This window comes from Komagataeibacter rhaeticus, assembly GCF_011611525.1.
GTDB lineage: Bacteria > Pseudomonadota > Alphaproteobacteria > Acetobacterales > Acetobacteraceae > Komagataeibacter > Komagataeibacter rhaeticus.
The window spans coordinates 2252346-2278271 of the sequence record NZ_CP050139.1; the positions used below are offsets into that span (position 1 = coordinate 2252346).

Sequence of the window (25926 nt, forward strand, 5' to 3'; positions counted from 1 at the left end):
ACCCGCCGTGCACTGTCAGCGGTACGGGGCATCAAGCTCGAGCCTGCGGGCAAGCACGCTTTCCCAGCGGTCGCCATTGGCCAGAAGCTTGTCCTTGTTGTACATCAGTTCTTCGCGGGTTTCGGTCGCGAACTCGTAATTCGGCCCTTCGACAATGGCATCCACCGGGCAGGCTTCCTCGCACAGGCCGCAATAGATGCACTTGGTCATGTCGATATCGTAGCGCGTGGTGCGGCGTGAGCCGTCATCGCGCGGTTCGGCCTCGATCGTGATCGCCTCGGCGGGGCATGTCGCCTCGCACAGCTTGCAGGCAATGCAGCGTTCCTCCCCATTGGGGTAGCGCCGCAATGCGTGCTCCCCCCTGAAACGCGGCGAGAGCACGCCCTTTTCATACGGGTAGTTGATCGTGGCCTTCGGCTTGAAGAACGCCTTCAGTGTCACGCCCATGCCCGCCACCAGTTCGGACAGCAGCATGGAGCGGGCGGCTTTGCTCAGGGTACCCATCAGCCTACTCCTCCGGGCAGAAGGCCCGTTACCATCAGGAACCCCGCCGTCAGTACCATCCACGCCAGCGAGAACGGCAGGAACACCTTCCAGCCCAGCCGCATGAGCTGGTCGTAGCGGTAGCGGGGGAATGTCGCGCGCACCCAGATGAACACGAACAGGCAGAACAGGATCTTGGCGATCAGCCACAGCGGCCCCGGTATCCAGGTAAAGGGCGCAATCCCCAGCGGCGGCAGCCACCCACCCAGGAACAGGATGCTGACCATGCCGGACATGAGGAACATGTTCGCGTATTCACCCAGGAAGAACAGGCCGAATGCCAGGGCCGAATATTCGACAAAGAAACCCGCCACCAGCTCGCTCTCGCCTTCTGGCAGGTCAAAGGGCGCGCGGTTGGTCTCGGCCAGCGCCGAGATGAAGAACACGATGAACATCGGGAACATGGGCAGGCAGAACCATACATGGCGCTGCGCCAGCACGATGTCATTCAGGTTGAGGCTGCCCACCGCCAGCAGTACGCATACGATCACCAGCCCGATCGAGACCTCGTAGGACACCATCTGCGCCGCCGAGCGCAGGCCGCCAAGGAAGGCGTATTTGGAATTGGACGCCCACCCCGCAATCAGCATGCCGTAGACACCAAGCGAGGAGATGGCCAGCAGGTACAGGATGCCCACATTGATGTTGGCGATGGCCAGCCCGTTGCCCGTGGGAATGACCGCCCACGCGATCATGGCCAGCGAAAAGGTCAGGAACGGTGCGAACAGGAACAGCATCCGGTTCGCACCCGCGGGGATGACCGTCTCCTTGGTCAGCATCTTGATGGCATCGGCAAAGGCCTGCAGCACGCCGAACGGACCGTTCACGTTCGGCCCCTTGCGCAGCTGCATCGCGGCCATCACCTTGCGCTCGGCCAGTGTCAGATACGCCACCCCCAGCAGCAGCGGCACCAGGACCGCCAGTGATTCCAGCACGATCAGCAGGATCTGGCCCAGCGTGGTGTGAAAGAAGAAATCCGCCATGGTCCTACTCCGCCGCCTGGTTTGCCGGGTGCACGTAAATCCCCGAACAGGTTTCCATGGTGGGGCTTGCGCGGCACACGGCATGGGTCAGGTAATAATCGGCAATGACCGGCCGGAACGCATCCGCCGCCACCGGGGTGTTGCCCGCCTGCGGACCCGTGGTGTCGGATGTGCCTGAACGCGCCCATTGCGCCTGACCGAACACGGGGTTGGCCCGCACCATGCGCGCGCGCAGCGCGTCGATCGTGTCATAGGGCAGCTTATGGTCCACCACTTCGGAGAAGGCGCGCAGGATGCGCCAGTCCTCCCGCGCATCCCCCGGCGGCATGACGGCGCGGAAGGCCTGCTGCACGCGCCCTTCGGTATTGGTGTAGGTGCCCGGCTTTTCGGCATAGAGCGTGCCGGGCAGGATCACATCGGCCCGCGCGGCCCCCGCGTCACCATGATGGCCCTGATAGATGACAAAGGTTTCCGGTCCGATGCGCCCGATGGGGAGCTCATCCGCCCCCAGCAGCCACAGCACGTCCACCCCGCCCGCCAGCATGCCCGCAACGTCGCGCCCCCCTGGCCCCGGCACCAGGCCAAGGTCCAGCCCGGCCACCCGGCTGGCCGCCGTATGCAGCACGTTGAAGCCATGCCAGTCCGTGCCGATCGCACCGACCTGCACCGCCAGTTCCCAGCAGGCACGGGCTATGGCCTGTCCATCCGGCCGGGTCAGGGCGCCGTGGCCGACCATGACCATGGGCTTCTTCGCGTTCTTCAGCACTTCGGCAAAGGGCAGCGCGCCCGCCGCAAGTCGCGCCAGCACATCCGGCCCCTCGCCCAGCACTTCGGCCGCATAGGTCGGGTCGGCGTTGGGTGCGCCGATCATGGCGATGGGGAAGCCACCGCGCCCGGCGTCGACGAAGCGCTTGCGGATGCGGGCATTGAGCACCGGCGCTTCCTGCCGGGGGATGGAGCCTACGATCAGCAGCGCGTCCGCTTCCTCTATGCCGGTGATGCCGGTATTGAAGGTGTAGAAATCCCGCCGCGAAAGATCGTACTGCGCGCCGTCCTGCCGGCAGTCGATATTGGGGGAACCAAGCGCCGTCATCAGGTCTTTTAGCGCCATCATGCTCTCGGCATCGCACATGTCGCCCGCGATCGCGCCGATCCGTTCGCCCGGCATGCCCTTGAGCCGGGTGGCGATGGTGGCAAAGGCATCCTGCCAGCCTGCGGGCTGCAGTTTGCCGTCCACCCGTATCCAGGGCCGGTCAAGGCGGCGGCGGCGGAAGCCATCGACCACGAAGCGCCCCTTGTCGGCCAGCCATTCCTCGTTCACCTCGTCATTGATACGCGGTACGATCCGCAGCACGGAGGCGCCACGGGCCTGCATGACGATGTTGGTGCCCACCGCGTCGCACACATCGATCGAGTCCGTGCGCTTGAGCTCCCACGACCGGGCGCTGAAGGCATAGGGCTGCGATGTCAGTGCGCCCACGGGGCAGATATCGATCAGGTTGCCCGACAGTTCGGATGTCAGCGCCTTTTCGACGTAATTGGTGATTTCCAGATTTTCACCGCGTGAGACGCCACCCAGTTCGGGCACGCCCGCCACTTCGGTGGAAAAACGGATGCAGCGCGTGCACTGGATGCAGCGCGTCATCACGGTCTTGACCAGCGGGCCAAGATACTTGTCGGTTACCGCGCGCTTGTTCTCGCGGTAGCGGGAATGGTCCGCGCCATAGCCGAAGGCCTGGTCCTGCAGGTCACACTCGCCACCCTGATCGCAGATCGGGCAGTCCAGCGGGTGGTTGATGAGCAGGAACTCCATCACCGCGCGCCGCGCACGGCGCACCACCTCGGTATCGGTGAAGATCTGCATCCCCTCGCCAATGGGGAAGCCGCATGAAGCCACCGGCTTGCGCCCGCCCGAGACCTCGACCAGGCACATCCGGCAGTTACCCGCCACCGACAGGCGTTCATGATAACAGAAACGCGGGATTTCCTTGCCCGCCGCTTCACAGGCCTGAAGTGCGGAGGAGCCTGCCGCGACTTCCACCGGAATACCGTCAACGGTTACTTTTACCACTGTTCCTACTCCGCCGCTTCAACCAGGCCCGCCGGTACCTGCACGATACGGCCACCCCCATGCGCTGCCTTGTAGGCGCGGATGCGTTCTTCCATGACCGGGCGGAACCGGCGGATCAGCCCCTGTATCGGCCATGCCGCCGCATCGCCCAGCGCGCAGATGGTGTGTCCTTCCACCTGGCGGGTGACCTGTTCGAGCATGTCGATTTCCTCGATTTCGGCACGCCCCTGCACCATGCGGTCCATGATGCGCATCATCCATCCCGTGCCCTCGCGGCAGGGCGTGCACTGGCCACAGCTTTCGTGCTTGAAGAATTTCGAAAACCGGGCGATGGCCGCGATGATGTCGGTGGATTTGTCCATCACGATCATGCAGCCCGTACCCAGGCCGGAACCTTCGGCGCGCAGGCTGTCGTAATCCATCAGCACGGTGTCACACACATCGCGCGGCAGCATGGGTACCGAGCAGCCGCCGGGAATGACCGCCAGCAGGTTGTCCCACCCGCCACGCACGCCACCGCCATGCTTTTCGATCAGTTCGCGCATCGGAACACCCAGTTCTTCCTCAAACACGCAGGGCGTGTTGACGTGGCCCGATATGGCCATGAGCTTGGTGCCCGCGTTGTTGGGCCGCCCCAGACCCGAGAACCATGCCGCCCCCCGGCGCAGGATGGTGGCGGACACCGCGATGCTTTCCACATTGTTGACCGTGGTGGGGCAGCCGTACAGGCCCATGGCGGCGGGGAAAGGCGGCTTCATGCGCGGCTGGCCCTTCTTGCCCTCCAGGCTTTCCAGCAGCGCGGTTTCCTCACCGCAAATGTAGGCGCCCGCGCCACGATGGATGTAGAAGTCGAAATCCCAGCCCGACCCACAGGCGTTCGGGCCGATCAGGCCGGCGGCATACGCCTCGTCAATGGCATGCTGGAGGTGCATGGCCTCGTTATAAAACTCGCCCCGGATGTAGATGTAGGCCGCATGCGCCCCCATGGCGAAGGAGGCGATCAGCGCGCTTTCCACCAGCTTGTGCGGGTCATGGCGCAGGATCTCGCGGTCCTTGCAGGTGCCGGGTTCCGACTCATCGCCATTGATGACGAGGTAATGCGGCCGCCCGTCATTCTTCTTGGGCATGAACGACCATTTGACGCCGGTGGGGAAACCCGCCCCCCCGCGCCCACGCAGGCCGGAGGCCTTCATCTCGTTGATGATGGCGTCACGCCCGCGCGCCAGTATCTCCGCCGTGCCATCCCAGTCACCCCGGGCGCGGGCGCCGGCCAGAGTCCAGTCACCCTGGCCATACAGGTTGGTGAAGATGCGGTCCTTGTCCTGCAGCATGGCCTTACTCCTGCCCCTGCGGTTTCTGCGCCATGTCACCCACCAGGACCTTGCGGCCGCCCGCGGGGGCAGAGTTCAGGCGGTCGATTGTGGGGCCGGGCGTGGGACGTTCGCCGCGTTTGAGTGCCGCGATCAGTTCCTCGGTGCGCGGACCGTCCAGATCCTCGTAATAATCGTCATCCACCTGCAGGATCGGGGCATTGGCGCAGGCGCCAAGGCATTCGACCTCGGTCAGGGTGAACAGGCCGTCGGCACTGGTCTCGCCAAACGCCTTGATGCCCGTGGCCGCCTTGCATGCCGCTGTCACGTCATCGGAGCCACGCAGCCAGCATGATGTGGTGGTGCAGACCTGCAGGTGGTACCGGCCGATCGGCTTCGTGTTGAACATGAGGTAGAAGGTCGCGACCTCGTACACCCGGATCGGGGCCATCTCCAGCCGTTCGGCCACCACGTCCATGGCCACGCGCGGAATCCACGCGCTGCCGGTCTGGCGGCCCATCTGCTTCTGCACCACATACAGCAGCGGCAGCACGCCGCTTGCCTTGCGCTCGGGCGGGTATTTGGCAAGGACGGCCGCGATCTGCCGTTCGCTGTCCTGGTCAAATTCAAAATGGGTGGGTTCGGCGCCCTCGGGCGCGCTGGGCTGGGCGGACATGTCGGTCACCTGTCAATCTCGCCAAATACCAGATCAAGCGACCCGATAATGGCCACGGCATCCGCCAGCATGTGCCGGCGCGACATCTCGTCGATTGCCTGGAGATGGGAAAAACCCGTGGGCCGGATCTTGCAGCGATACGGCCGGTTGCTGCCATCGGCCACCAGATACACGCCAAACTCGCCCTTGGGCGTTTCGGTCACGGTGTAGGTGGCACCGGGCGGCACATGATAGCCTTCGGTAAACAGCTTGAAGTGGTGGATCAGCGCTTCCATCGAACGCTTCATCTCCCGGCGCGGCGGGGGCGTGATCTTGTGGTCCTGCACCTTGACCGGGCCGGGCCGGATCTGTTCCAGGCACTGGTTGATAATCTTCACGCTCTCGCGCATTTCGGCCACGCGGATCAGGTAACGGTCGTAACAGTCACCCTGCCGGCCCACGGGTACGTTGAATTCGACCTTGTCGTAATTGTCATAGGGCTGGCTGCGCCGCAGGTCCCATGGTACGCCCGAAGCGCGCAGGCACGGGCCGCTGAAGCCCCAGGCCAGTGCCTGTTCGGTGGTGAACACGCCAATGCCCACCGTACGCTGCTTCCAGATGCGGTTGCCGGTCAGGAGCGCCTCAAGGTCATCGATCCACTGCGGGAAGGTCCGTGCCCAGTCGGCAATACGGTCCTCCAGCCCGGCGGGCAGGTCCTGCGCCACCCCGCCGGGGCGGACGTAATTGGCATGGAAGCGCGCGCCGGATGCGGCTTCATAGAACTCGATCAGCTTCTCGCGTTCCTCATACCCCCACAGCGCGGGCGTCAGCGCCCCGCAGTCCAGCCCGAATGATGTCAGGTTAAGGATGTGGTTCAGGATGCGCGTGATCTCGGCAAACATGACCCGGATCCACTTCGCGCGCTCCGGGGCCTCGATGCCCAGCAGTTTTTCCACCGCCAGGGCAAAGGCCTGTTCCTCGCACATGGGGGAGACGTAATCGAGGCGGTCAAAATACGGCAGCGCCTTGGGATACGTCTTGTATTCGATCAGCTTTTCCGTGCCGCGATGCAGCAGGCCGACATGCGGGATGGCGCGGGCAACGACCTCGCCCTCCATTTCCAGCACCAGTCGCAGCACGCCGTGGGCGGAAGGATGCTGGGGGCCGAAGTTCAGCGCGTGGGAGTCGATTTCCACCACATGGCGCTTCACATCGCCATCCGCCTCTTCCGGCAGCAGGCTGTCGGGGATGTCCGTATCGCTACGAAGGGTTACGTCGCTCATCTGTCGCCTATCCCTGTCGTTTCATGTCCTGGCGGGCAGCATGCGCCTTTTCATCGCCCGGCAGTGTCAGGATGCCTTCCCATGGCGATTCAAAATCGAAATTGCGGAAGTCCTGCACCAGGTTCACCGGCTCGTACACGACCTGCCGCCGTTCCTCGTCGTAGCGCAGCTCGACATAGCCGGTCAGCGGGAAGTCCTTGCGCAGCGGATGGCCCTCAAATCCATAATCGGTCAGGATGCGGCGCAGGTCCGGCTGGTCGGTAAACAGGATGCCGAACAGGTCATAGGCCTCGCGCTCCCACCATGTGGCCGCGGGCCAGAGCTGGTGCACCGATGGCACGGCAGAGGTCTCATCCGTGGTCACGATCACGCGGATGCGGTGGTTATGGGTGACGGACAGCAGGTTGTAGACCACATCGAAACGCTCCGCGCGTTCGGGAAAGTCCACACCGCATATGTCCATCACCTGCTGGCAGGCATAACGCGGGTCGTCACGCAGCAGGGACATGAGCGCCAGCAGTCGCGTGCGCGTGGTCCGCACCACCAGTTCCCCTTTTTCGATACTGGCGGAAAGGATGCCGGGCACGGCGGTGGACAGGCGGAAGGCAATGGCGCCCAGCGTGCCGGGGACCACGCGCGTCGGGCCACCCGTGGCGGGGGGGGGATTTGCTGGGTCAGCCACGGCGTATGGTCCCTGTCCTGCGGATTTTCTTCTGGAGCTGCAGAATGCCGTAAATCAGCGCTTCCGCCGTGGGCGGGCAGCCGGGCACGTACACATCCACCGGCACGATTCGGTCGCATCCGCGCACCACGGAATAGGAATAGTGGTAATACCCGCCGCCATTGGCGCATGACCCCATGGAGATGACCCAGCGCGGCTCGGCCATCTGGTCGTAAACCCGGCGCAGGGCGGGGGCCATCTTGTTGGTCAGCGTGCCCGCCACGATCATCACGTCCGACTGGCGGGGCGAGCCGCGCGGGATGATGCCCATGCGGTCCAGATCGTAGCGCGGCATGTAGGCGTGGATCATTTCCACCGCGCAGCACGCCAGGCCGAAGGACATGGGCCACAGGCTGCCCGTGCGCCCCCAGTTGACCAGCCTGTCCAGGTTCGCGACCACGAAGCCCTTTTCGGTCATCTCGCCGGTAATGCCCTTGATCACGGCGTCCTGCTCCGGCCCCGGGGGCAGCATTTCCCGGTTCCAGGCTATGCTGTCCGCCGGACGCTCCGTGCCGGGTGTGTCATTGGCCATTGGTACGCCCTCTCCTGTCATGCTCAATCCCAGTCCAGCGCGCCCTTGCTCCATTCGTAAATGAAGCCGACGACCAGAACGCCAAGGAAACCCATCATGGACGCGAAGCCGAACCACCCGATCCGTGACAGGCTCAGCGCCCAGGGAAAGAGGAACGCGACCTCCAGGTCGAAAATGATGAAAAGGATCGCCACCAGATAGAAGCGCACGTCAAAGCGGTGACGCGCATCGTCAAACGCTTCGAAACCACATTCATAGGCGGACGTTTTCTCGGCATAGGGCTTCTGGTGGCCGAACAGCAGCGAACTGCCCAGCATCGCCCCCGCGATCACAACCGCGATGCACCCGAATATGAGAACGGGTAAATAATCAGCGATAACGGAATGCATCTTCCGTGTTCCCAACCTGTTAATCAGCCATCTGCTGTCTTTATCGACTTATGTCTGGCTTCAGGGATGCTAGCCCCAACATGGTTCAGGGAACAGTTACTTAACCGTGTTCTTTCAGGAACATTACTGTGAGGGAAAAATACAGGACCGGATCTGTCAATATTATGTGACCATTACTTTCATGGCACGGTTTTTTGTTTTCATTTTTTCGTGTGGATCAGGCATAAAAAAAACGCCAGCGCGGGCGCGTCTGGCGTTACGGTCATGGTATCCGGATTATGTGCCGTAATGGCGCGAGTGACGGGGCTCGAACCCGCGACCTCCGGCGTGACAGGCCGGCGCTCTAACCAACTGAGCTACACCCGCGTGGTGCATTTTCCCTGCTGCAGTGCGGGAACAGGAAAACATGGTGGGCGATGACGGGATCGAACCGCCGACCCTCTCGGTGTAAACGAGATGCTCTACCGCTAAGCTAATCGCCCGCGCCCCTAGTAAGGGATTGCAAAAAAAGGGGCAACCCAAAAAATGGATTGCCCCTTCTTTTTTTCCCGAACGGAAATGGCCTTACTTGCTGACCGCTTCCTTCAGGTTCTTGCCCGGCTTGAAGCGCACGGATGTGGAAGCCGGGATATCCAGCGGTTCACCCGTGCGGGGGTTGCGCCCCTTGGCTGCCTTGCGGGTTGCGGTCACGAACGTACCGAACCCGACCAGACGGACTTCCTGCTTGCTGGCCAGGGCCTTTTCGATCGCACCGAAAACCGCATCAACCACTTCGCCAGCCTTTGCCTTGGCCAGATCGGCTTCCTCGGCTACAGCAGCGACGAGTTCCTGCTTGTTAAGTGGCTTCTCCATTTTACGCCTTTCTTTATACTGTGCGCCTACGCAATCGTTCAAAAGTCGCGCCGCATTTCTGCACGCACTATGCCGCTGTTTTTTCTCACGTCAACCGACAGAATTCGGGGAATGACCGAGAAAATCCGTCATTCCCCTTCATCATGACAATTTTGCGACCCAGCACCATCACCACAACGTGCTCAATGGGTCAGTGCGGGCGTGCCCTTGCCTTCCGATGTGGCCGGCGCCACCGGCTCCGTCCACTCGATCGGCTCCGGTTTATGCACCAGTGCCTGCCCGATCACCTCATCCACATGCGCCACGGGCAGGATGGTCAGCGCCGATGTCACGACATCGGGAATATCCACCAGATCCTTTTCATTGTCCTTGGGGATGAAGATGGTCGTCAGCCCCGCACGGTGGGCAGCCAGAAGCTTTTCCTTCAGCCCGCCGATCGGCAGTACGCGGCCACGCAGCGTGATTTCGCCCGTCATGCCCACATCCCGGCGCACCGGAATGCCCGTCATGACGCTGACGATGGACGTTGCCATGGCAATACCGGCCGATGGCCCGTCCTTGGGCGTGGCCCCTTCGGGCACATGCACATGCAGGTCACGCTTTTCAAACAGGTCGGGACTGATGCCAAAGGTCACGGCGCGGCTACGGACATAGGACAGGGCGGCAGCCACGCTTTCCTTCATCACGTCGCCCAGCTTGCCGGTCAGCTTGATGTTGCCCTTGCCGGGCACCATCACGCTTTCGATGGTCAGGATCTCGCCCCCCACCTCGGTCCAGGCCAGTCCGGTCACGACTCCGACCATGTCTTCCGACTCGGTCTCGCCATGGCGGAAACGCTTCACGCCTGCATATTTCTCCAGGTTTTCGGCCGTGATCGCCACGTTCCTGGCCTTGCCCGTCACGATCTCGGTCACGGCCTTGCGGGCCAGAGTCGCGATTTCACGTTCCAGGTTACGCACCCCGGCCTCACGCGTGTAGCTGCGGATCAGTTCGCGCAGCGCGTCATCCGACACCGACCACTCGCCCGGCTTGAGGTTGTTGGCCTCCGTCTGCTTGGTCAGCAGGTGGCGCCTGGCAATCTCGACCTTCTCGTCCTCGGTGTAGCCCGACAGGCGGATGATCTCCATACGGTCCAGCAGCGGCTGGGGCATGTTCAGGCTGTTGGCGGTGGTGATGAACATCACATCCGACAGGTCATAATCGACCTCCAGATAATGATCGCCAAAGGTGGAATTCTGCTCGGGGTCCAGCACCTCCAGCAGCGCGGATGACGGATCACCGCGCCAGTCGGCCCCCAGCTTGTCGATCTCATCCAGCAGGAACAGCGGGTTGGACGTCTTGGCCTTCTTCATCCCCTGGATGATCTTGCCCGGCATGGACCCGATATAGGTGCGCCGATGGCCCCGGATCTCGGCCTCGTCACGCATGCCACCCAGCGACATGCGGACATACTGCCGCCCCGTCGCCTTGGCGATGGACTTTGCAAGCGAGGTCTTGCCCACACCCGGCGGCCCCACAAGGCACAGGATCGGCCCCTTGAGCTTCTGCGCGCGACTCTGCACGGCCAGATACTCGATGATGCGTTCCTTGACCTTCTCCAGCCCGTAATGGTCGGTATCGAGCACCTTCTGGGCTTCGGACAGGTCATGGCGGACCTTGGAGCGCTTTTTCCACGGGATGCCCAGAATCCAGTCAAGGTAATTGCGCACCACCGTCGATTCGGCCGACATCGGGCTCATGGTCCGCAGCTTCTTCAGCTCGGCCACCGCCTTGTCGCGCGCTTCCTTGCTCAGCCTGGTCTTGGCAATCTTTTCCTCAAGCTCGGCGGTTTCGTCCTTGCCGTCCTCGCCTTCGCCCAGTTCCTTCTGGATCGCCTTGAGCTGCTCGTTCAGATAGTACTCGCGCTGCGTCTTTTCCATCTGCCGCTTCACGCGGTTACGGATGCGCTTTTCCACCTGCAGCACGCCGATTTCAGCTTCCATATGCGCGAAAACCCGTTCCAGACGTGCATTCACGTCCTGGATTTCAAGGATTTCCTGCTTTTCGGGAATCTTCAGGTTCAGGTGGCTTGCAATGGTGTCCGCCAGCTTCGACAGGTCATCAATCTGGTTGAGCGAGACCAGCACCTCTGGCGCGATCTTCTTGTTCAGCTTGATGTACTGCTCGAACTGCCCGATCAGTGTACGGCCAATGGCCTCGGCTTCCTTGCCGTCGGTTTCCTGCTCGGGCACATCCTCGATCTGGGCCTCGAAGTGACCGTCAATCTCCTGCAGGGCGGTGATATGGGCACGCCGCCCCCCCTCCACCAGCACCTTGACCGTGCCGTCGGGCAGCTTGAGCAGCTGCAGGATGGTGGAAACCGTGCCATAGCGGTAGATATCACCCGGCGCCGGGTCATCCTGCGCCGCGTTCTTCTGCGCCACCAGCAGGATCTGCTTGTCGCTGCGGGTCACGGCCTCAAGCGCGCGGACGGATTTCTCGCGCCCGACAAACAGCGGCACGATCATATGCGGGAAAACCACGATATCGCGCAGCGGCAGGACGGCAATGGTGTCCTGCGCGCCGCCCGTCTCCTCCGCCCCATGCGGGGCCGCGACGGGGGCGACCGTCTTCTTATCCATGGTTTCGGTGCCCTCGGGTACCGATGTCAGCCTGTCAGTTTTTGACATCTTGTTTTTGACCTCCTGATGGACGATCCCGGATGGACACCCGATCTGGTGGCCTGCCCATCCGTTGCGCCGCATGTGCGACAACTTCACTTCATGTTGTCACGACGCCCCACCACCGCAAGTCCGGTGGTGATAATTCGGCGTGAACCCGGCCCGGTCCTCAGGCGGACTGCTCGGCCGGTTCGTTCTTGCCATACACATAGACGGGCTGGGCCTTGCCCTCCGCCACTTCCTTGTTGACCACGACCTCCTCGACATTCTTCAGGCCGGGCAGGTCGAACATGGTCGACAGCAGGATGCTCTCCAGTATGGCGCGCAGGCCACGCGCGCCGGTACGCCGCGCAATGGCGCGCTGGGCAATCTGGCGCAGCGCGTCCTCGGTAAAGGTAAGCTGCACTTCCTCCATCTGGAACAGGCGCGCGTACTGCTTGACCAGCGCGTTCTTGGGCTTGGTCAGGATCTCGATCAGGGCCGCCTCATCCAGGTCCTCCAGGGTCGCGACAACCGGCAGGCGGCCGATGAACTCCGGAATCAGGCCGAATTTCAGCAGGTCCTCGGGCTCCACGTCACGCAGCACCGCGCCCATGCGGCGCTCCTCGGGCGACTGCACATCGGCGCCGAAGCCAATGCCCGAACCCTTGCCACGCGCGCTGATGATCTTGTCCAGCCCCGCAAACGCCCCACCACAGATGAACAGCATGTTGGTGGTGTCGACCTGCAGGAATTCCTGCTGCGGGTGCTTGCGCCCGCCCTGCGGCGGCACGGAGGCCACGGTGCCTTCCATGATCTTGAGCAGCGCCTGCTGCACGCCCTCACCGCTCACGTCACGGGTGATGGAGGGATTGTCCGACTTGCGGGAAATCTTGTCGATCTCGTCAATATAGACGATCCCGCGCTGGGCCTTCTCCACGTTGTAGTCCGCCGCCTGCAGCAGCTTGAGGATGATGTTCTCCACGTCCTCACCCACGTAGCCGGCTTCGGTCAGGGTGGTGGCATCGGCCATGGTGAAGGGCACGTCCAGAATGCGGGCAAGGGTCTGGGCCAGCAGCGTCTTGCCCGAACCCGTGGGGCCGAGCAGCATGATGTTGGACTTCGCGATCTCGACATCATTGTTCTTCTGCGCGTGCGCCAGGCGCTTGTAGTGGTTATGCACGGCCACCGACAGCACCTTTTTCGCATGTGCCTGGCCGATCACGTAATCATCCAGGATCTTGCAGATTTCACGCGGGGTCGGCACGCCGTCACGCGATTTGACCAGATGCGTCTTGTGCTCCTCGCGGATGATGTCCATGCACAATTCGACGCATTCGTCGCAAATGAACACGGTGGGACCGGCGATCAGTTTGCGGACCTCATGCTGCGACTTGCCGCAGAACGAGCAGTAAAGCGTATTTTTGGAATCGCCGGATTTGTTATTCATAACCGCTCCTATTCCCGCGCGGGGGAACTTCTCCATACCTTGCGACCGGACAGGCAGACCCCGGCACGCCGCAGATGACCACTCCCCCCGGGGGCTGGGAGCGCACCTGCGCGCGCGCCCCCCTGTGCAGATTATTCAGCAGGCTTTGACGCAACGTTACGACGGACCACTTCATCCACAATGCCGAATGCCTGCGCTTCCTCCGCCGACATGTAGCTGTCACGCTCCAGCTTGCGCTCGATTTCCTCAAGCGTGCGGCCGGTATGTTCGTTGTAGATTTCGTTCAGGCGCTTGCGGATGGTCAGGATTTCCTGGGCCTGGATCTCGATGTCGCTGGCCTGTCCCTGTGCCCCGCCCGAAGGCTGGTGCACCATCACGCGGGAATTGGGCAGGGCGAAGCGCCGCCCCTTCTCGCCACCCGCGAGCAGGAGCGAACCCATGGACGCCGCCTGCCCGATGCACACCGTGCTGACGGGGGAGCGGATGTACTGCATGGTATCATAGATCGCAAGCCCCGCTGACACCACGCCACCGGGGCTGTTGATGTAGAACGAGATTTCCTTCGTCGGGTTCACGCTTTCCAGATAGAGCAGCTGCGCCGACACCACGGCCGCGACCTGATCATAGACCGGCCCGGTCAGAAAAATGATCCGTTCCTGCAGAAGGCGGGAATAGATGTCGAATGCCCGTTCCCCGCGGGAGGTCTGTTCAACCACCATGGGTACCAGAGCGTTATTGAAGATCTCCACGGGATCCCGATCCCTCATAGCCATATTCCCGATCCTGAAAGGCAAGGGCGGAGGCCACGCGGGCTACCCGGCGGGAGACGCACGGACAGCCACAACGCAGCCGGGCCCTTCCCGGTTACTTATGACAAAATAGAGACAAACACGCCAGATACCACCCCACCCCCGTCATTTTGCCACGAACGGGGTGACAAACCATGCCTGTGCGCCTGCCCGCAAACACATACGGCGCACGGAAGGGGAGCCTTCCGCGCGCCGCATGCGCTACCTATGTGCAAGAAGCGGATCAGACGTCAGCTTCCGGCATTTCGGCCAGTTCTTCCGGCGTCACGTCCTTGTCCTCGACCTTGGCCAGCTCGACGATGTAGTCGATGACCTTGTTTTCGAAGATGGGGCCGCGCAGCCCGTCAACCGCCTGCGGGTTCTTGGAGAAATATTCGAACACGGCCTGTTCCTGGCCCGGATAGCGCGAAGCCTCGGCGCGCACGGCGTGCACGATTTCGTCCTGCGTCACGGTGATGTTGTTCACCCGGCCAATCTCGGCCAGCAGCAGGCCCAGCTTCACGCGGCGCTCGGCAATCTTGCGATAGTCGGCGCGCAGCGTGTCCTCGTCCTTGTCCTTGTCTTCCTCATCCAGGCGGCCGGCCTTGCGGTCTTCCTCGATCCGGTTCCAGATCTGGCTGAACTCGGCCTCGACCATGCCCGGAGGGGCCTCGAAGTCGGTCTTTTCCGCCAGCCTGTCCAGCAGTTCGCGCTTCAGGCGCAGGCGGGAAAGCTGCTCGTATTCCTGACCGACCTGCTTGGTGATCAGTTCACGCACCTGCTCCAGCCCCTCGAAGCCGAGCTTCTTGGCCAGTTCGTCATCGATCTTGGCTTCAACCGAACGCTTCAGCTCCTTGACCTTGATGTCGAAGTTCGCTTCCTTGCCCGCCAGGTGCTCCGCGCCGTAATCGGCGGGGAAGGTCACGGTGATCACCTTTTCGTCACCGGCCTTCATGCCCACGATCTGCTCGGCAAAACCGGGGATGAAGCCAGCGCCACCCAGTTCGACATTCACGTCGTCGGCGGAGCCGCCTTCAAAGGCCGTGCCGTCAATCTTGCCGACGAAGTCCACCGTCACCACGTCGCCATCGGCGGCGGGACGGTCTTCCTCGACCTTCTCGAACTCACGCTGGCGGCCTGCGATTTCCTCCAGCGCCTTGTCCACCGTCTCGGCATTCACCTCGGCCTTGAGGCGCACGAGCGACAGCGTGGACAGGTCGGGAATGGTGATTTCGGGCAGAAGCTCGAACGCAACGGTAAAGACCAGGTCGGCCTTGCTGCCCGGCTCGCTGCCCGATACCAGATCCACCTGGGGCTGCATGGCAGGACGCAGGCCACGCTCGTCCAGCAGGGTGCGGGTCGCCTCGCTGACAACCTGCTCCAGAACCTCGCCCTGAACAGATTCGCCAAAACGCTGCTGCAGGATGCTCATCGGCACCTTTCCGGGGCGGAAGCCCGGCAGCTTCATGGACTGTCCAACTTCTTTCAGGCGCGCGGTGCGCTTGCTCTCGATTTCCGCGGCAGGCACCGTAACGGTAAACCCGCGCTTCAGGCCATCGGAAAGCGTTTCAGTAACCTGCATCTGCCAGGCCATCCTCTCGGTCAGAACGTATCAAAGAACGCAAGAGGCCGCTTGGGCCACCACGTCTGTTCGCATAACGCGACTTGCCGGGATCTTGGTACGGGCGGAGGGACTTGAACCCCCACGACTTGCGTCACCAGAACCTAAATCTGGCGTGTCTGCCAATTCCACCACGCCCGCACAGTGCCCAGGCTGTAAGCGCGCGGCTTTAGCGCACCATTCGCCATGGGGCAAGGTCCCGACACGCAGGAAAAGGTGTTTTCAGCCCAAAACTTTTTGCGCCAGGGCCTCAGCCCGCACCCGTGCGGCCCCCACATGGCGGTCAAAGTCCTCGGCTACCGGCCATGCCCCCGCATGCAGCGCCGCGTCACCATGCAGCCAGACCCCGGCACATGCCGCCTCCCACCGGGGCATGCCGGCGGCCAGCAGCGCGGCGATGATTCCCGTCAGCGTATCACCTGACCCCGCCGTGCCCAGCATGGGGGTGGCATGGTCGTTTATGGCGATACGGCCATCGGGACTGGCGATGATGGTGTCCGGCCCCTTCAGCACGGTCACCGCCCCGGTGCGGGCGGCGGCATTGCGGGCGGCGGTGAGCCGGTCCGGCCCCGGCCGGCCGAACACGCGCGAGAACTCGCCTATATGCGGCGTGATGATGGCCGCCCCCTCCAGCCGCTGCGGCGCCCCGGCGGCCATGCTGAAGGCCCCCGCATCGGCAATGACATCCCGCCCCGCCCGGACCAGTGCCGGAAAGGTGGCCGCCACTTCCGCCACCGACAGGCCGGGACCACACACCCATGTGCGGCGGCGCGAATCCTCCAGCAACTGTGCCAGCGGGCCGGAATCCACGATCAGCCCGGCAGGCGCGGTCATGCGGTAGATCCCGGCACTCTCCCCCACCGCCAGCCGGACAAGCCCGGCACCCGCGGCCCGGGCGCCTGCGGCGGACAGGCGGGCGGCGCCGGGCATTTCCGCCCCTCCGCAGATGCTGACGACACCCCGGCTGTATTTATAGCTGTCCACCCCACAGGCGGGCGGGCGCCACAGGCCGGGTTCGTTGTGCCAGGTCCGAATCGGCACGGTGGCCACCGCGGCTTCCGGTATGCCGATATCCGCCACGATCACCCGCCCGCACAGCGTACGCCCCGGCAGCAGCAGGTGGCCGGGCTTGCGGCGGCAGAACGTGACCGTCAGTTCGGCCGCCACCGCGTGGCCGCGCACGGCCCCCGTCGCCCCGTCAACGCCGGTTGGCATGTCGATGGCGACAAGCCGGGGGGCCGCACCCAGCACTGCCGCGATGTCCGCCCCCACGTCCCGGCTCAGCCCCGCGCCGAACACCGCATCGACCACCAGGTCGAAACGCGCGGCACTCTCCGCCGTAAACGGCACGACGGGGCCGCGCCACGCTGCCGCCGCTGCCGCCGCGTCCCCGCCCGGACGGGGGGCTGCCAGCATGGCGACCGAGACCGGCCAGCCGTGCTCCGCCAGCCTGCGTGCCGCAACGTAGCCATCGCCACCATTATTGCCCGGCCCGCACAGCACCAGCACCCGGCACGGACGGGTATGCTGGCGTATGGCGCGCGCAACGGCGCGGCCCGCGCTTTCCATCAATGTGGCCACCGGCACATGCACGCTGGCCGCAGCGTCAATCCGCGCCATTTCAGCCGGCGCGGGCAGCAGCAGGTGGCGCGCGATGGCACCGGAAGGTTGATTGTCAGGCATGTCCGCCCCCTTTATGGCAACTCCGGCCATGTCAGTGCCCTTGCACATGATGCAGGAATGGGGAAACAAGCACCCTGCATCTTGCCTGTGGCACTATGACCGTTTTCCTTAACCCTACCCCCGCAAGGAGGCTTCATGTCCCTGTCCATAGTCTGGAGCCTTGTGCTCGCCCTTCATATTACCGCCATGGCGACATGGGTTGGCGGCATGATCTACGCGGCCTTCGTGCTCAGGCCCAGCCTGGGGCTGCTGGACCCGACGCAGCGCGCCTCGGTCCACCTGCAGACGCTGAACCGCTTTTTCCGCATCGTCTGGCATACCATGCCCATGGTCCTGGTGACGGGATGGCTGCTGATCTATCATGATGGCGGCTTCGCGGTCGTGCCATGGCCGATCAACCTCATGCAGCTTTTCGGCCTGATCATGGCTGGCGTGTTCGCGCGCATCTATTTCGGACCCTACCAGACGGCCCGCCGCGCGCTGCGTCCCAGGCCGGGCGTGTTCGACTCGATCCGCTCGCTGGTCATGCTCAATGCCGGACTGGGCGTGCTGACCATCATCACCGCCTGCCTGGCGCATCCGTTCTGAAATTGCGGGGGCGTATCCTCACGCCCCCTTGATTTCCGTTGCAAAGATGGATAGGCACAGGGAATGTGGCGCCTGAGGGGCCTGTCCCCGCGTGTCACACTCCCCTTCCCTGCATTGCTGCAGGTACATCAGGGACGGCAGCCTGATACAGCGCGACACGGTGGCAATCGGACGGGGCCATATTCATCTGCTGATACGTTCGAGAGTAATTTGAGCGCCAAAAAAACTTCCTCCGCCCCGGCCCGTCCCGCGAAAAAGGCGGTGACCGCATCCCCTGCCACCAGCACGGACGGGGCCGTAACGCCTGACGCGCCTGCCGCAGACGCGGAACCCGAACAGGCCCAGCCCCTGTTTTCCGAACTTGGCCTGTCCGAACCCATCCAGCGCGCGATTGATGAGATGGGATACCGTCATCCCACCCCCATCCAGGCACAGGCCATTCCCTATGTGCTGATGGGCCGCGACGTGCTGGGGGTTGCCCAGACCGGCACGGGCAAGACCGCGTCCTTCACCCTGCCGATGCTTGAAATCCTGCAGGGTTCACGCGCGCGGGCGCGCATGCCGCGTTCGCTCATACTGGAACCCACGCGCGAACTGGCGTTGCAGGTGGCGGAGAATTTCGTCAATTACGGCAAGCACCTCAAGCTGACCCATGCGCTGCTGATCGGTGGCGAGAGCATGGCCGAGCAGAAGGAAGTGCTCAACCGTGGCGTGGACGTGCTGATCGCCACGCCCGGCCGCCTGATCGACCTGTTCGAACGCGGGGGCCTGCTGCTGACCCAGACGAAGCTGCTGGTGATCGACGAAGCCGACCGCATGCTTGACATGGGCTTCATCCCCGACATCGAGAAGATCGTGAGCATGCTCTCACCGCTGCGCCAGACGCTGTTCTTCTCCGCCACCATGGCACCCGAAATCCGCCGCCTGGCCGATGCATTCCTGCGCAACCCCAAGGAGATCACGGTCAGCCGTCCCTCCTCCGTCGCCTCCACCATCGAGACCGGGCTTGCCATTGTCGATGCCAAGGACAAGCGCCGCGCGCTGCGCAAGCTCCTGCGCGAGGCGGACATGCAGAACGCCATCGTGTTCTGCAACCGCAAGCGCGATGTGGACGTTCTGTGCAAATCCCTGATCAAGCACGGGTTTTCCGCTGGTGCGCTGCATGGTGACCTGGCGCAGTCCGTGCGGTTCTCCACCCTTGAGGCGTTCAAGAGCGGGGAGCTGAAAATCCTGGTCTGTTCCGATATCGCGGCACGCGGGATTGATATCGGCGGCCTGTCGCATGTGTTCAATTTCGACCTGCCGTTCCATGCCGAGGACTACGTTCACCGAATCGGCCGCACCGGCCGTGCGGGCCGCACCGGCCACGCCTACAGCCTTGCCACCCCCGATGAGGAAGCACTGGCCCAGGCGATCGAGAAACTGACGGGCAAACCCATCCCGAGAATCGAGGTCAAGGGCGTGGACAATCTGCAATGGTCTGACGAGCCGCGCAGCACGAATGGCCGCCGCAAATCGCGCAAGAGCAACGCGGACACGGCAGCAGCCGCACCGGTGACTCCCGCTCCCACCACACCAGCCGCTGTGGCGGACGAGCCGCCCCGCAGGGGCCGCAGGCAGGCAGCAGCCACAGCCGCTCCCGCCACCAGCACGCCCCCGCGGCGTGAACGTGAGGCCGGGCTGCTGCCCGCGGCACCCGACCAGCCGATTACCGGATTCGGGGAGGACATGCCTGCCTTCATGCGCCTGCCCCGGCGGGAAAAGCCCGTTATCGCGGCAGACGAATAAGCCGTATCCCGCAAGCGATCACGGTTATGGAAAACGTAGCAGCTGGCGCCATCCCCGTGGTGGCGCTTGGCAATGATGGGGATGGTCTGGCCCGGACCCCGGCGGGCATGATGTTCGTGCCCGGCACCGTGCCAGGAGATGAAATCCTGCTGGCCAGCCAGACAGCAACCCACGGCACGCTGGGGCGTGTCGTCTCCCCCGGCCCCACGCGTGTAGCACCGCCCTGCCCCCTGTTTGGCAGTTGTGGGGGTTGCCGCCTGCAGCACATGGCGCTGCCCGCCATCATGGACTGGAAAGCCGGGCGGGTGGTCGAAGCACTGCGCCATGCGGGGTTTGACTCCGTTCCTGCGCCACAGACCCGGCAGGTCAGCCCCCATGGCAGGCGGCGGGTCGATCTGGCCTTCCGCCGCGCGGGGCGTGAAATCGTGCTGGGCCTGCATCGCCGCCGGGGCGATGTGGTGGACATGACAGCCTGCACCCTGCTGGACCCGACACTGCTGGCCCTGCTGCCGCCGCTGCGCACCATGCTGCATTCCCTGCCCGCCGTGCATGCGGGGGGTGACGTACAGATCAACCTGCTTGACAGCGGCCCTGACCTGCTGATTGCAATGGATGGCACGCCCGATACCAATGACCGGCGCATCCTGGCTGAATTCAGCCGGGCGCACGGGATCGCCCGCATTTCCCTGCGTGCCCGACCGCCCGAGACGCTGGCCCTGACGGGACCGGTCTTCCATCATTTTGATGGAACGCGCGTGGTCCCGCCACCCGGAGCCTTCCTCCAGCCCGCGCGGGAGGGAGAAGAGGCCATCAGACAGGCCGTTCTGGCCGGCCTACCGCGCAAGGGGCTGAAGGCCGGGATTATCGAACTGTATGCGGGCTGTGGCACGCTGTCCTTCGCGCTGGCGACGCAGGCAAAGGTCCATGCCTATGAAGGCGACCGCCCGGCCTTTGCCTGCCTGAAACAGGCCAGCGGCGGTACCCGCGTGCTGCCCGCCCTGCGCGACCTGAACCGCCAGCCGGTCATGGCCACCGAACTGGCCAAGAGTGCCGCCGTGGTGCTGGACCCGCCCCATGCGGGGGCGGGTGCGCAGGTGGCCCAGATTGTGACGGGCAGGCCGCGCTGTGTGATTTATGTAAGCTGCAACCCGGCCGCACTCCAGCGTGACCTGACACCCCTGCGGCAGGCGGGCTACCGGCTGGACAGCCTGACGGTGATTGACCAGTTCCTGTGGTCAGCCGAGGTTGAAGCCGTATGTGTGCTCACGCTTCCCGCTGCCCGGCCCCGGCGTTAAGGGCCGAACCACCATAACTTATTGATAGAAGTTTCCGGGTGCCGCTTTTTTTAAAAAGGCGGTATTCTCTAAAGCTTTTTGAAAAAAGCTTCACCAAAAACTTCCATCCATTTTTCCATTAAACGTGGAAGCTTTCCCCGCAGCCGCAGCGCCCCTTTTCGTTGGGATTGCTGAAGGTAAAGCCGGATTCAAGCTGCCTGACTTCATAATCCATGACCGAGCCGATCAGGAACAGCGTGGCCTTGCGGTCCACCAGCAGGGTCACACCCTTGTCCACCACCACTTCATCCCCCGGGCCGGGCTGCTCCACAAAGCTCATGTCATAGGCATGGCCGGAACAGCCCTTGGTGGAAATGGCAATGCGCAGCAGGTGGCCCGCATGATTGGTCTGGTACAGCTTTTCCAGCCGCTGGGCCGCCCGGTCCGTCATGGTCAGAAGCGGGGGCAGCGCACGACGCGGCGCGGATCTGGTGGCAACTGGCGTGTTCGGTTCGGTCGTCATGGCACATGCCCCTGCTGGGTTCAGAACATATTCAGGGAAAGGCGCGCATCCTCGCTCATGCGCGACATATCCCATGGCGGCTCCCACACGATCTCGACCGTGGCGGACGTGACCGTATCAAGCTTTTCCACGGCTTCCTTGACCTGCGCGGGCAGTTCCTGCGCGCTGGGGCAATTGGGGGCCGTAAGGGTCATCTCGACCTTGACGGTACCATCATCATGCAGGTCGATGGCGTAAATCAGGCCAAGTTCATAGATGTTGACCGGAATTTCCGGGTCATACACGGTGGCGATGGCGGCGATGATCGTGTCCTCATCCGGGGCAGTGGATGAGCCTGCGCCTTCGGCCGGTTTTTCACCATCGGGGGTCCAGGCGGATACGGGCGGCGTTTTGCCAGCCACGTCCCCTTCGGCCTCAAGGGAGAAATGCCCGGCTCCCTCCGCCATGCCACTGGCAGGCGCTACCTGATTTTTCTCGTCCATGAGACCTTCACCTGTCTTTTTCATCATTGAGCATCTCGGTCAGCGCCGACCAGGGCAGCATGGCGCAGCGGATGCGCGAGCGATGCTGGTGGAGGGGCGCGAAAACCGCCAGTTCACCCAGCCCCTCCGGGGCAATGCCCGTTTCAACCGCTGCGACAAGTTCCGCCTGCAACCGGCTGACCTGTGCACGCCCCTGCCCCGTCACCCGTTCGGCCATCAGGTCGGCTGATGCGGCGCAGATCGCACATCCTCTCGTTTCATGTCTTAATGTAGCAATCCGCCCCTGCGTATCAACCATGGCGTGCAGTTTTACCCGGTCACCACAAAGCGGGTTGCTGCCCTGACCATGCAGCGGCGCATCAGGCAGGTCGCCCGCATGGCGGGGGCTTTTTGCCCGCTCCAGTACCACGGAGCGGTACAGATCATCCTGTGCCATCACATCATCAGACAAAAAAGCCGCGTATCTGTTCCAGCGTGGCGGCCAGCGTGGCGATTTCCTCGGGCGTGGTATAGATACCAAAGCTGGCACGCGCGGTAGCACTCACCCCCATCCGGCGCATGAGCGGTTCCGCACAGTGATGGCCCGCGCGCACCGCAATGCCGTTACGGTCCAGCAGGGTTGCGATATCATGCGGGTGGACATCGGCCATGGTGAATGAAATCACCCCGCCGCGCTGCGGCGCGGTACCGATCACCTTCAGTCCCTGCACCTGGCCCAGCATTTCCAGCGCATAGGCGGTCAGGGCGTCCTCATGCGCGCCGATCGCATCGAAGCCGATGGATTCGATATAGGCAAGGGCGGCACCCAGCCCGATGGTCTCGATGATGGCGGGGGTGCCCGCCTCGAATTTATGCGGCACATGCGCCCAGGTGGACCGCTCGAACGACACGGTGGAAATCATGTCCCCCCCGCCCAGGAACGGCGGCATGGCCTCCAGCAGTTCGCGCCGCGCCCACAGCACGCCAATCCCGGTCGGTCCATACAGCTTGTGACCGGTCACGACATAGAAATCGGCATCCAGCGCGCTCACGTCCACCCGACGGTGCACGGCAAGCTGGCTGCCATCAAACAGGACCTTCGCCCCCGCCGCATGCGCCATGTCGGCAATGGCGCGGGCATCGGTGATCGTGCCCAGCACGTTGGACATATGGGTGATGGCCACCAGTCCCACCCTGCCATCGGACAGGGTGCGGGCCAGAGCGTCCATGTCCAGCGCGCCGTCATCGGTAACGGGTGTTACGCGCAGTTCGATTCCGGCACGGTCACGCAGCATCTGCCACGGCACCAGGTTGGCATGGTGCTCCATTTCCGAAACCACCACTGCCTGTCCCGGCCGGAGCATGGAGCCGTAGGAATGGGCGACCAGATTGATGGCCTCGGTACTGTTGCGGGTGAAAACGATTTCCTCACGCGCATTGGCCCCGAGGAATTTTGCCACCTGGTCCCGCACGCCTTCATAGGCTTCGGTCGTGCGTTCGCTCATCCAGTACAGGCCACGGTGGATGTTGGCGTACTGGGTGCGCATGGTCTCGGCCATGCAGTCGATCACCTGCCGGGGCTTCTGGGCGGAGGCGGCACTGTCAAGAAAGACGAGATCCTTGCCATGCACCTTTTCCGACAGGATGGGAAAGTCATCACGCACATGGCGCAGGCTGTCCGCCGCCCTGCCGGGGCGGGTCAGTATCTGGTCCATCACACGACCTCCCGCTTCCACCAGGACTCGACCGTCAGGTTGAGGCTGTCCTTGAGCCGCTGGTCATCAATCAGGTCCACCACGTCATGCAGGAAGGCGCGGATCAGGATGGAACGGGCCACGTCGCCCGAAATGCCCCGGCTGCGCAGGTAGAACAGCTGGTCCTCATCCAGGGCGCCTACCGTGGCGCCATGGCTGCATTTCACGTCATCGGCGTAGATTTCCAGCTCCGGCTTGGCGTCGATCTCGGCCTGATCGGACAGCAGCAGCGCCTGGTTCATCTGGTAGCCGTCGGTCTTCTGGGCAATCCGGTCAACGTGGATCTTGCCCTGGAACACCCCGTGCGCCTGCCCGGACAGGACATTCTTCACCGTCTGGCGGGAGATGCAGTCCGGGGCGGCATGGGTGATGACACTGGTCAGGTCGCCATGCTGCCGGCCGGTCAGCAACTGCGCGCCATTCACATGCACGCAGGCCCGGGTGGCCGTCAGCACCGCATGCACTTCATGCCGCGACAGGCTGGCCCCCAGCGTAAGGGTAAAGCTGTCATACAGCCCCGCCGCCGCGATGCGGGCGTGGCTGACCGCAAGATGGACGGCTTCCTGCCCTTCCACCTGAACGCGCGCATGCGACAGGTGGCCGCCCCCGGCCACCGTAATGTCGTACAGCGGATTATGAAGGTAGAAGCCCTGCCCCGCCGCCGCGTCAAGCAGGGCAAGCCTGCCGCCCTTCTCCACCACAATGCTGTGGCGGGGGTGGAAGGATATGGGGACCCCGCCTGCGGCCACCCCGATGCTGGCCAGCAGCAGGCAGCCCGCATCCACCCCTTCGGGCACGACCAGCACCAGCCCGTCATGGGCCAGTACGGTGTTGAGCGCGGTCGTGACATCGCCCGCGGGGTCGATATCATCGCCAATGCGGCCTTCGGCGGCAAAGGTGGAAACCCTTACCCCCGTGGGCAGGCGCGAACGCGCGGCATCGAAATGGCCGTTGACGAACACCACGCGCGGCGCCGCCGCACCCAGGCCGGATACGGTCTCGATTTCCGCCAGCAGGGCATCGACCACGGACGGGTCGACATCCTGTGTTGCCGCGGCAAACGCCACACCGGCCAGCGCGCGCAGGCTGGTATATTTCCATGCCTCCACACCCGCCCGAGGCAGGCCCGCCTGCCGCAGGAAATCAGCGGCGCGGCGCCGTGCCGCACTGCCCTTTACATCACCCCGGTCGAGAAAGGCGGACGCATTGACCCCGACCGGTGCAATGGCGTTCACGCCGCCTCCGACAGGAACTGGGCATAGCCCTGCGCTTCAAGCTGCCTGGCCAGTTCCGGGCCACCGCTGTGGATGATGCGGCCCTTCGCCATGACATGGATGCGGTCGGGCACGATATAGTCCAGCAGGCGCTGGTGATGGGTGATGACCAGGGCCGAGAAATCAGGTGAGCGCAGGGAATTGACCCCTTCGGCCACGATGCGCAGGGCATCGATGTCCAGCCCGCTATCCGTCTCGTCCAGAATGGCGAAGGACGGCTGGAGCATGCGCATCTGCAGCACTTCGTTGCGCTTCTTCTCCCCACCCGAGAAGCCGACATTCACATTGCGCTTGAGCATCTCGTCCGACATGGACAGGTGCTTGGTCTCCTTGCGCACGGCTTTCAGGAAGGCCACGGCGTCCAGTTCATCCATCCCGCGCGCGCGGCGCACGGCATTGACGGCGGTGCGCAGGAAATTGGCGTTGTTCACGCCCGGCAGTTCAACCGGGGTCTGGAACGCAAGGAACAGGCCAAGGGCCGCGCGCTCTTCGGGTTCCAGCGCCAGCAGGTCCTGCCCCCTGAAGGTGGCGGACCCGCCGGTCACCTCATAATCCTCCCGCCCGGCCAGCACGTAGGACAGGGTGGACTTGCCCGAGCCGTTCGGCCCCATGATGGCATGGACCTCGCCTGCCGGAATTTCCAGGTCAACGCCACGCAGGATTTCCTTGGGCGTCCCCTCGTCCGAGATGCGGGCGCACAGGCCGTTGATGCTTACGAATTGCTTGCTCACGTTTTTCAATCCC

The 25926-nt window shown here is 63.6% G+C and carries 24 protein-coding genes and 3 tRNA genes; 3 read left to right on the plus strand and 24 right to left on the minus strand.

The features are described from left to right. Window positions 1–15: 15 nt before the first annotated feature. The 18 genes from nuoI to GWK63_RS10305 all read right to left on the minus strand — a co-directional run bounded on the left by nuoI (window position 16) and on the right by GWK63_RS10305 (window position 17520). The gene (nuoI, locus tag GWK63_RS10220; protein ID WP_007399833.1) at window positions 16–504 is read right to left on the minus strand and encodes an NADH-quinone oxidoreductase subunit NuoI; all 489 of its coding nucleotides are present in this window, start codon (window positions 502–504) and stop codon (window positions 16–18) included. Further along, a complete protein-coding gene (nuoH, locus tag GWK63_RS10225; RefSeq protein ID WP_007399832.1) occupies window positions 504–1526 on the minus strand; it encodes an NADH-quinone oxidoreductase subunit NuoH in 1023 nt (340 codons plus the stop codon). Before nuoH ends, nuoI begins: the two co-directional genes overlap by 1 nt. 4 nt (window positions 1527–1530) lie before the next feature. Continuing rightward, the gene (gene nuoG / locus GWK63_RS10230) at window positions 1531–3597 is read right to left on the minus strand and encodes an NADH-quinone oxidoreductase subunit NuoG (RefSeq protein WP_007399831.1); all 2067 of its coding nucleotides are present in this window, start codon (window positions 3595–3597) and stop codon (window positions 1531–1533) included. A 5-nt stretch (window positions 3598–3602) separates the two neighbouring features. Next, on the minus strand, window positions 3603–4928 hold the full coding sequence (nuoF, locus tag GWK63_RS10235) for an NADH-quinone oxidoreductase subunit NuoF (RefSeq protein WP_034932928.1): 1326 nt from the start codon (window positions 4926–4928) through the stop codon (window positions 3603–3605). Between the two features lie 4 nt (window positions 4929–4932). Beyond that, entirely contained in the window at window positions 4933–5583 is a 651-nt protein-coding gene (locus GWK63_RS10240) for a complex I 24 kDa subunit family protein (RefSeq protein WP_007399829.1), read from the minus strand. Between the two features lie 5 nt (window positions 5584–5588). Beyond that, window positions 5589–6845, minus strand: coding sequence for an NADH-quinone oxidoreductase subunit D (locus GWK63_RS10245; RefSeq protein WP_007399828.1), 1257 nt, complete (start codon window positions 6843–6845; stop codon window positions 5589–5591). Between the two features lie 7 nt (window positions 6846–6852). Continuing rightward, window positions 6853–7527, minus strand: a complete 675-nt coding sequence (locus tag GWK63_RS10250; protein ID WP_007399827.1) for an NADH-quinone oxidoreductase subunit C — start codon at window positions 7525–7527, stop codon at window positions 6853–6855. Then, window positions 7520–8098, minus strand: a complete 579-nt coding sequence (locus tag GWK63_RS10255) for a NuoB/complex I 20 kDa subunit family protein (protein WP_007399826.1) — start codon at window positions 8096–8098, stop codon at window positions 7520–7522. Before GWK63_RS10255 ends, GWK63_RS10250 begins: the two co-directional genes overlap by 8 nt. Window positions 8099–8121: 23 nt before the next feature. Continuing rightward, window positions 8122–8487, minus strand: coding sequence for an NADH-quinone oxidoreductase subunit A (locus tag GWK63_RS10260; RefSeq protein WP_007399825.1), 366 nt, complete (start codon window positions 8485–8487; stop codon window positions 8122–8124). A gap of 289 nt (window positions 8488–8776) precedes the next feature. Then, a tRNA-Asp gene (locus tag GWK63_RS10265) sits at window positions 8777–8853 on the minus strand. A gap of 41 nt (window positions 8854–8894) precedes the next feature. Next, a tRNA-Val gene (locus GWK63_RS10270) sits at window positions 8895–8969 on the minus strand. 82 nt (window positions 8970–9051) lie between these two features. Next, complete coding sequence (locus GWK63_RS10275) at window positions 9052–9339, minus strand: HU family DNA-binding protein (RefSeq protein ID WP_007399823.1); 288 nt, start codon at window positions 9337–9339, stop codon at window positions 9052–9054. 182 nt (window positions 9340–9521) lie between these two features. Further along, window positions 9522–12008: an endopeptidase La gene (gene lon / locus GWK63_RS10280; protein WP_039999733.1), complete on the minus strand. Its 2487-nt coding sequence runs from the start codon at window positions 12006–12008 to the stop codon at window positions 9522–9524. Between the two features lie 160 nt (window positions 12009–12168). Further along, window positions 12169–13428, minus strand: coding sequence for an ATP-dependent Clp protease ATP-binding subunit ClpX (gene clpX / locus GWK63_RS10285; protein ID WP_007399821.1), 1260 nt, complete (start codon window positions 13426–13428; stop codon window positions 12169–12171). A 131-nt stretch (window positions 13429–13559) separates the two neighbouring features. Beyond that, window positions 13560–14195: an ATP-dependent Clp endopeptidase proteolytic subunit ClpP gene (gene clpP / locus GWK63_RS10290; RefSeq protein ID WP_034932932.1), complete on the minus strand. Its 636-nt coding sequence runs from the start codon at window positions 14193–14195 to the stop codon at window positions 13560–13562. A 265-nt stretch (window positions 14196–14460) separates the two neighbouring features. Beyond that, the gene (gene tig, locus GWK63_RS10295; RefSeq protein ID WP_007399819.1) at window positions 14461–15798 is read right to left on the minus strand and encodes a trigger factor; all 1338 of its coding nucleotides are present in this window, start codon (window positions 15796–15798) and stop codon (window positions 14461–14463) included. A 95-nt stretch (window positions 15799–15893) separates the two neighbouring features. Next, a tRNA-Leu gene (locus GWK63_RS10300) sits at window positions 15894–15978 on the minus strand. A gap of 81 nt (window positions 15979–16059) precedes the next feature. Continuing rightward, window positions 16060–17520: an NAD(P)H-hydrate dehydratase gene (locus tag GWK63_RS10305; protein WP_007399818.1), complete on the minus strand. Its 1461-nt coding sequence runs from the start codon at window positions 17518–17520 to the stop codon at window positions 16060–16062. Between the two features lie 135 nt (window positions 17521–17655). Between GWK63_RS10305 and GWK63_RS10310 the strand changes: the two genes are divergently transcribed. The 3 genes from GWK63_RS10310 to GWK63_RS10320 all read left to right on the plus strand — a co-directional run bounded on the left by GWK63_RS10310 (window position 17656) and on the right by GWK63_RS10320 (window position 21191). Continuing rightward, the gene (locus tag GWK63_RS10310; protein WP_007399816.1) at window positions 17656–18108 is read left to right on the plus strand and encodes a CopD family protein; all 453 of its coding nucleotides are present in this window, start codon (window positions 17656–17658) and stop codon (window positions 18106–18108) included. A gap of 210 nt (window positions 18109–18318) precedes the next feature. Then, a complete protein-coding gene (locus GWK63_RS10315) occupies window positions 18319–19896 on the plus strand; it encodes a DEAD/DEAH box helicase (protein WP_039999714.1) in 1578 nt (525 codons plus the stop codon). Window positions 19897–19922: 26 nt separating this feature from the next. Beyond that, window positions 19923–21191 carry a class I SAM-dependent RNA methyltransferase gene (locus GWK63_RS10320; protein ID WP_039999712.1) on the plus strand — a complete coding sequence of 423 codons (1269 nt, stop codon included), beginning with the start codon at window positions 19923–19925 and terminating at the stop codon, window positions 21189–21191. 118 nt (window positions 21192–21309) lie between these two features. On the opposite strand, the gene GWK63_RS10325 is transcribed toward GWK63_RS10320, so the two are convergent. The 6 genes from GWK63_RS10325 to sufC are packed head-to-tail and all read right to left on the minus strand — an operon-like array spanning window position 21310 to window position 25913. Next, window positions 21310–21693, minus strand: a complete 384-nt coding sequence (locus GWK63_RS10325) for a HesB/IscA family protein (RefSeq protein WP_007399812.1) — start codon at window positions 21691–21693, stop codon at window positions 21310–21312. 20 nt (window positions 21694–21713) lie between these two features. Continuing rightward, window positions 21714–22175, minus strand: coding sequence for an SUF system Fe-S cluster assembly protein (locus GWK63_RS10330; protein WP_007399811.1), 462 nt, complete (start codon window positions 22173–22175; stop codon window positions 21714–21716). A gap of 7 nt (window positions 22176–22182) precedes the next feature. After that, window positions 22183–22611, minus strand: coding sequence for a Fe-S cluster assembly sulfur transfer protein SufU (gene sufU / locus GWK63_RS10335; RefSeq protein WP_039999710.1), 429 nt, complete (start codon window positions 22609–22611; stop codon window positions 22183–22185). A 7-nt stretch (window positions 22612–22618) separates the two neighbouring features. After that, window positions 22619–23869, minus strand: a complete 1251-nt coding sequence (locus tag GWK63_RS10340) for an aminotransferase class V-fold PLP-dependent enzyme (protein WP_050800780.1) — start codon at window positions 23867–23869, stop codon at window positions 22619–22621. Beyond that, on the minus strand, window positions 23869–25143 hold the full coding sequence (gene sufD / locus GWK63_RS10345) for a Fe-S cluster assembly protein SufD (RefSeq protein WP_007399808.1): 1275 nt from the start codon (window positions 25141–25143) through the stop codon (window positions 23869–23871). Before sufD ends, GWK63_RS10340 begins: the two co-directional genes overlap by 1 nt. Then, window positions 25140–25913: a Fe-S cluster assembly ATPase SufC gene (gene sufC, locus GWK63_RS10350; protein ID WP_007399807.1), complete on the minus strand. Its 774-nt coding sequence runs from the start codon at window positions 25911–25913 to the stop codon at window positions 25140–25142. The genes sufD and sufC overlap by 4 nt, the downstream gene beginning before the upstream one ends. Between the last annotated feature and the right edge of the window lie 13 nt (window positions 25914–25926).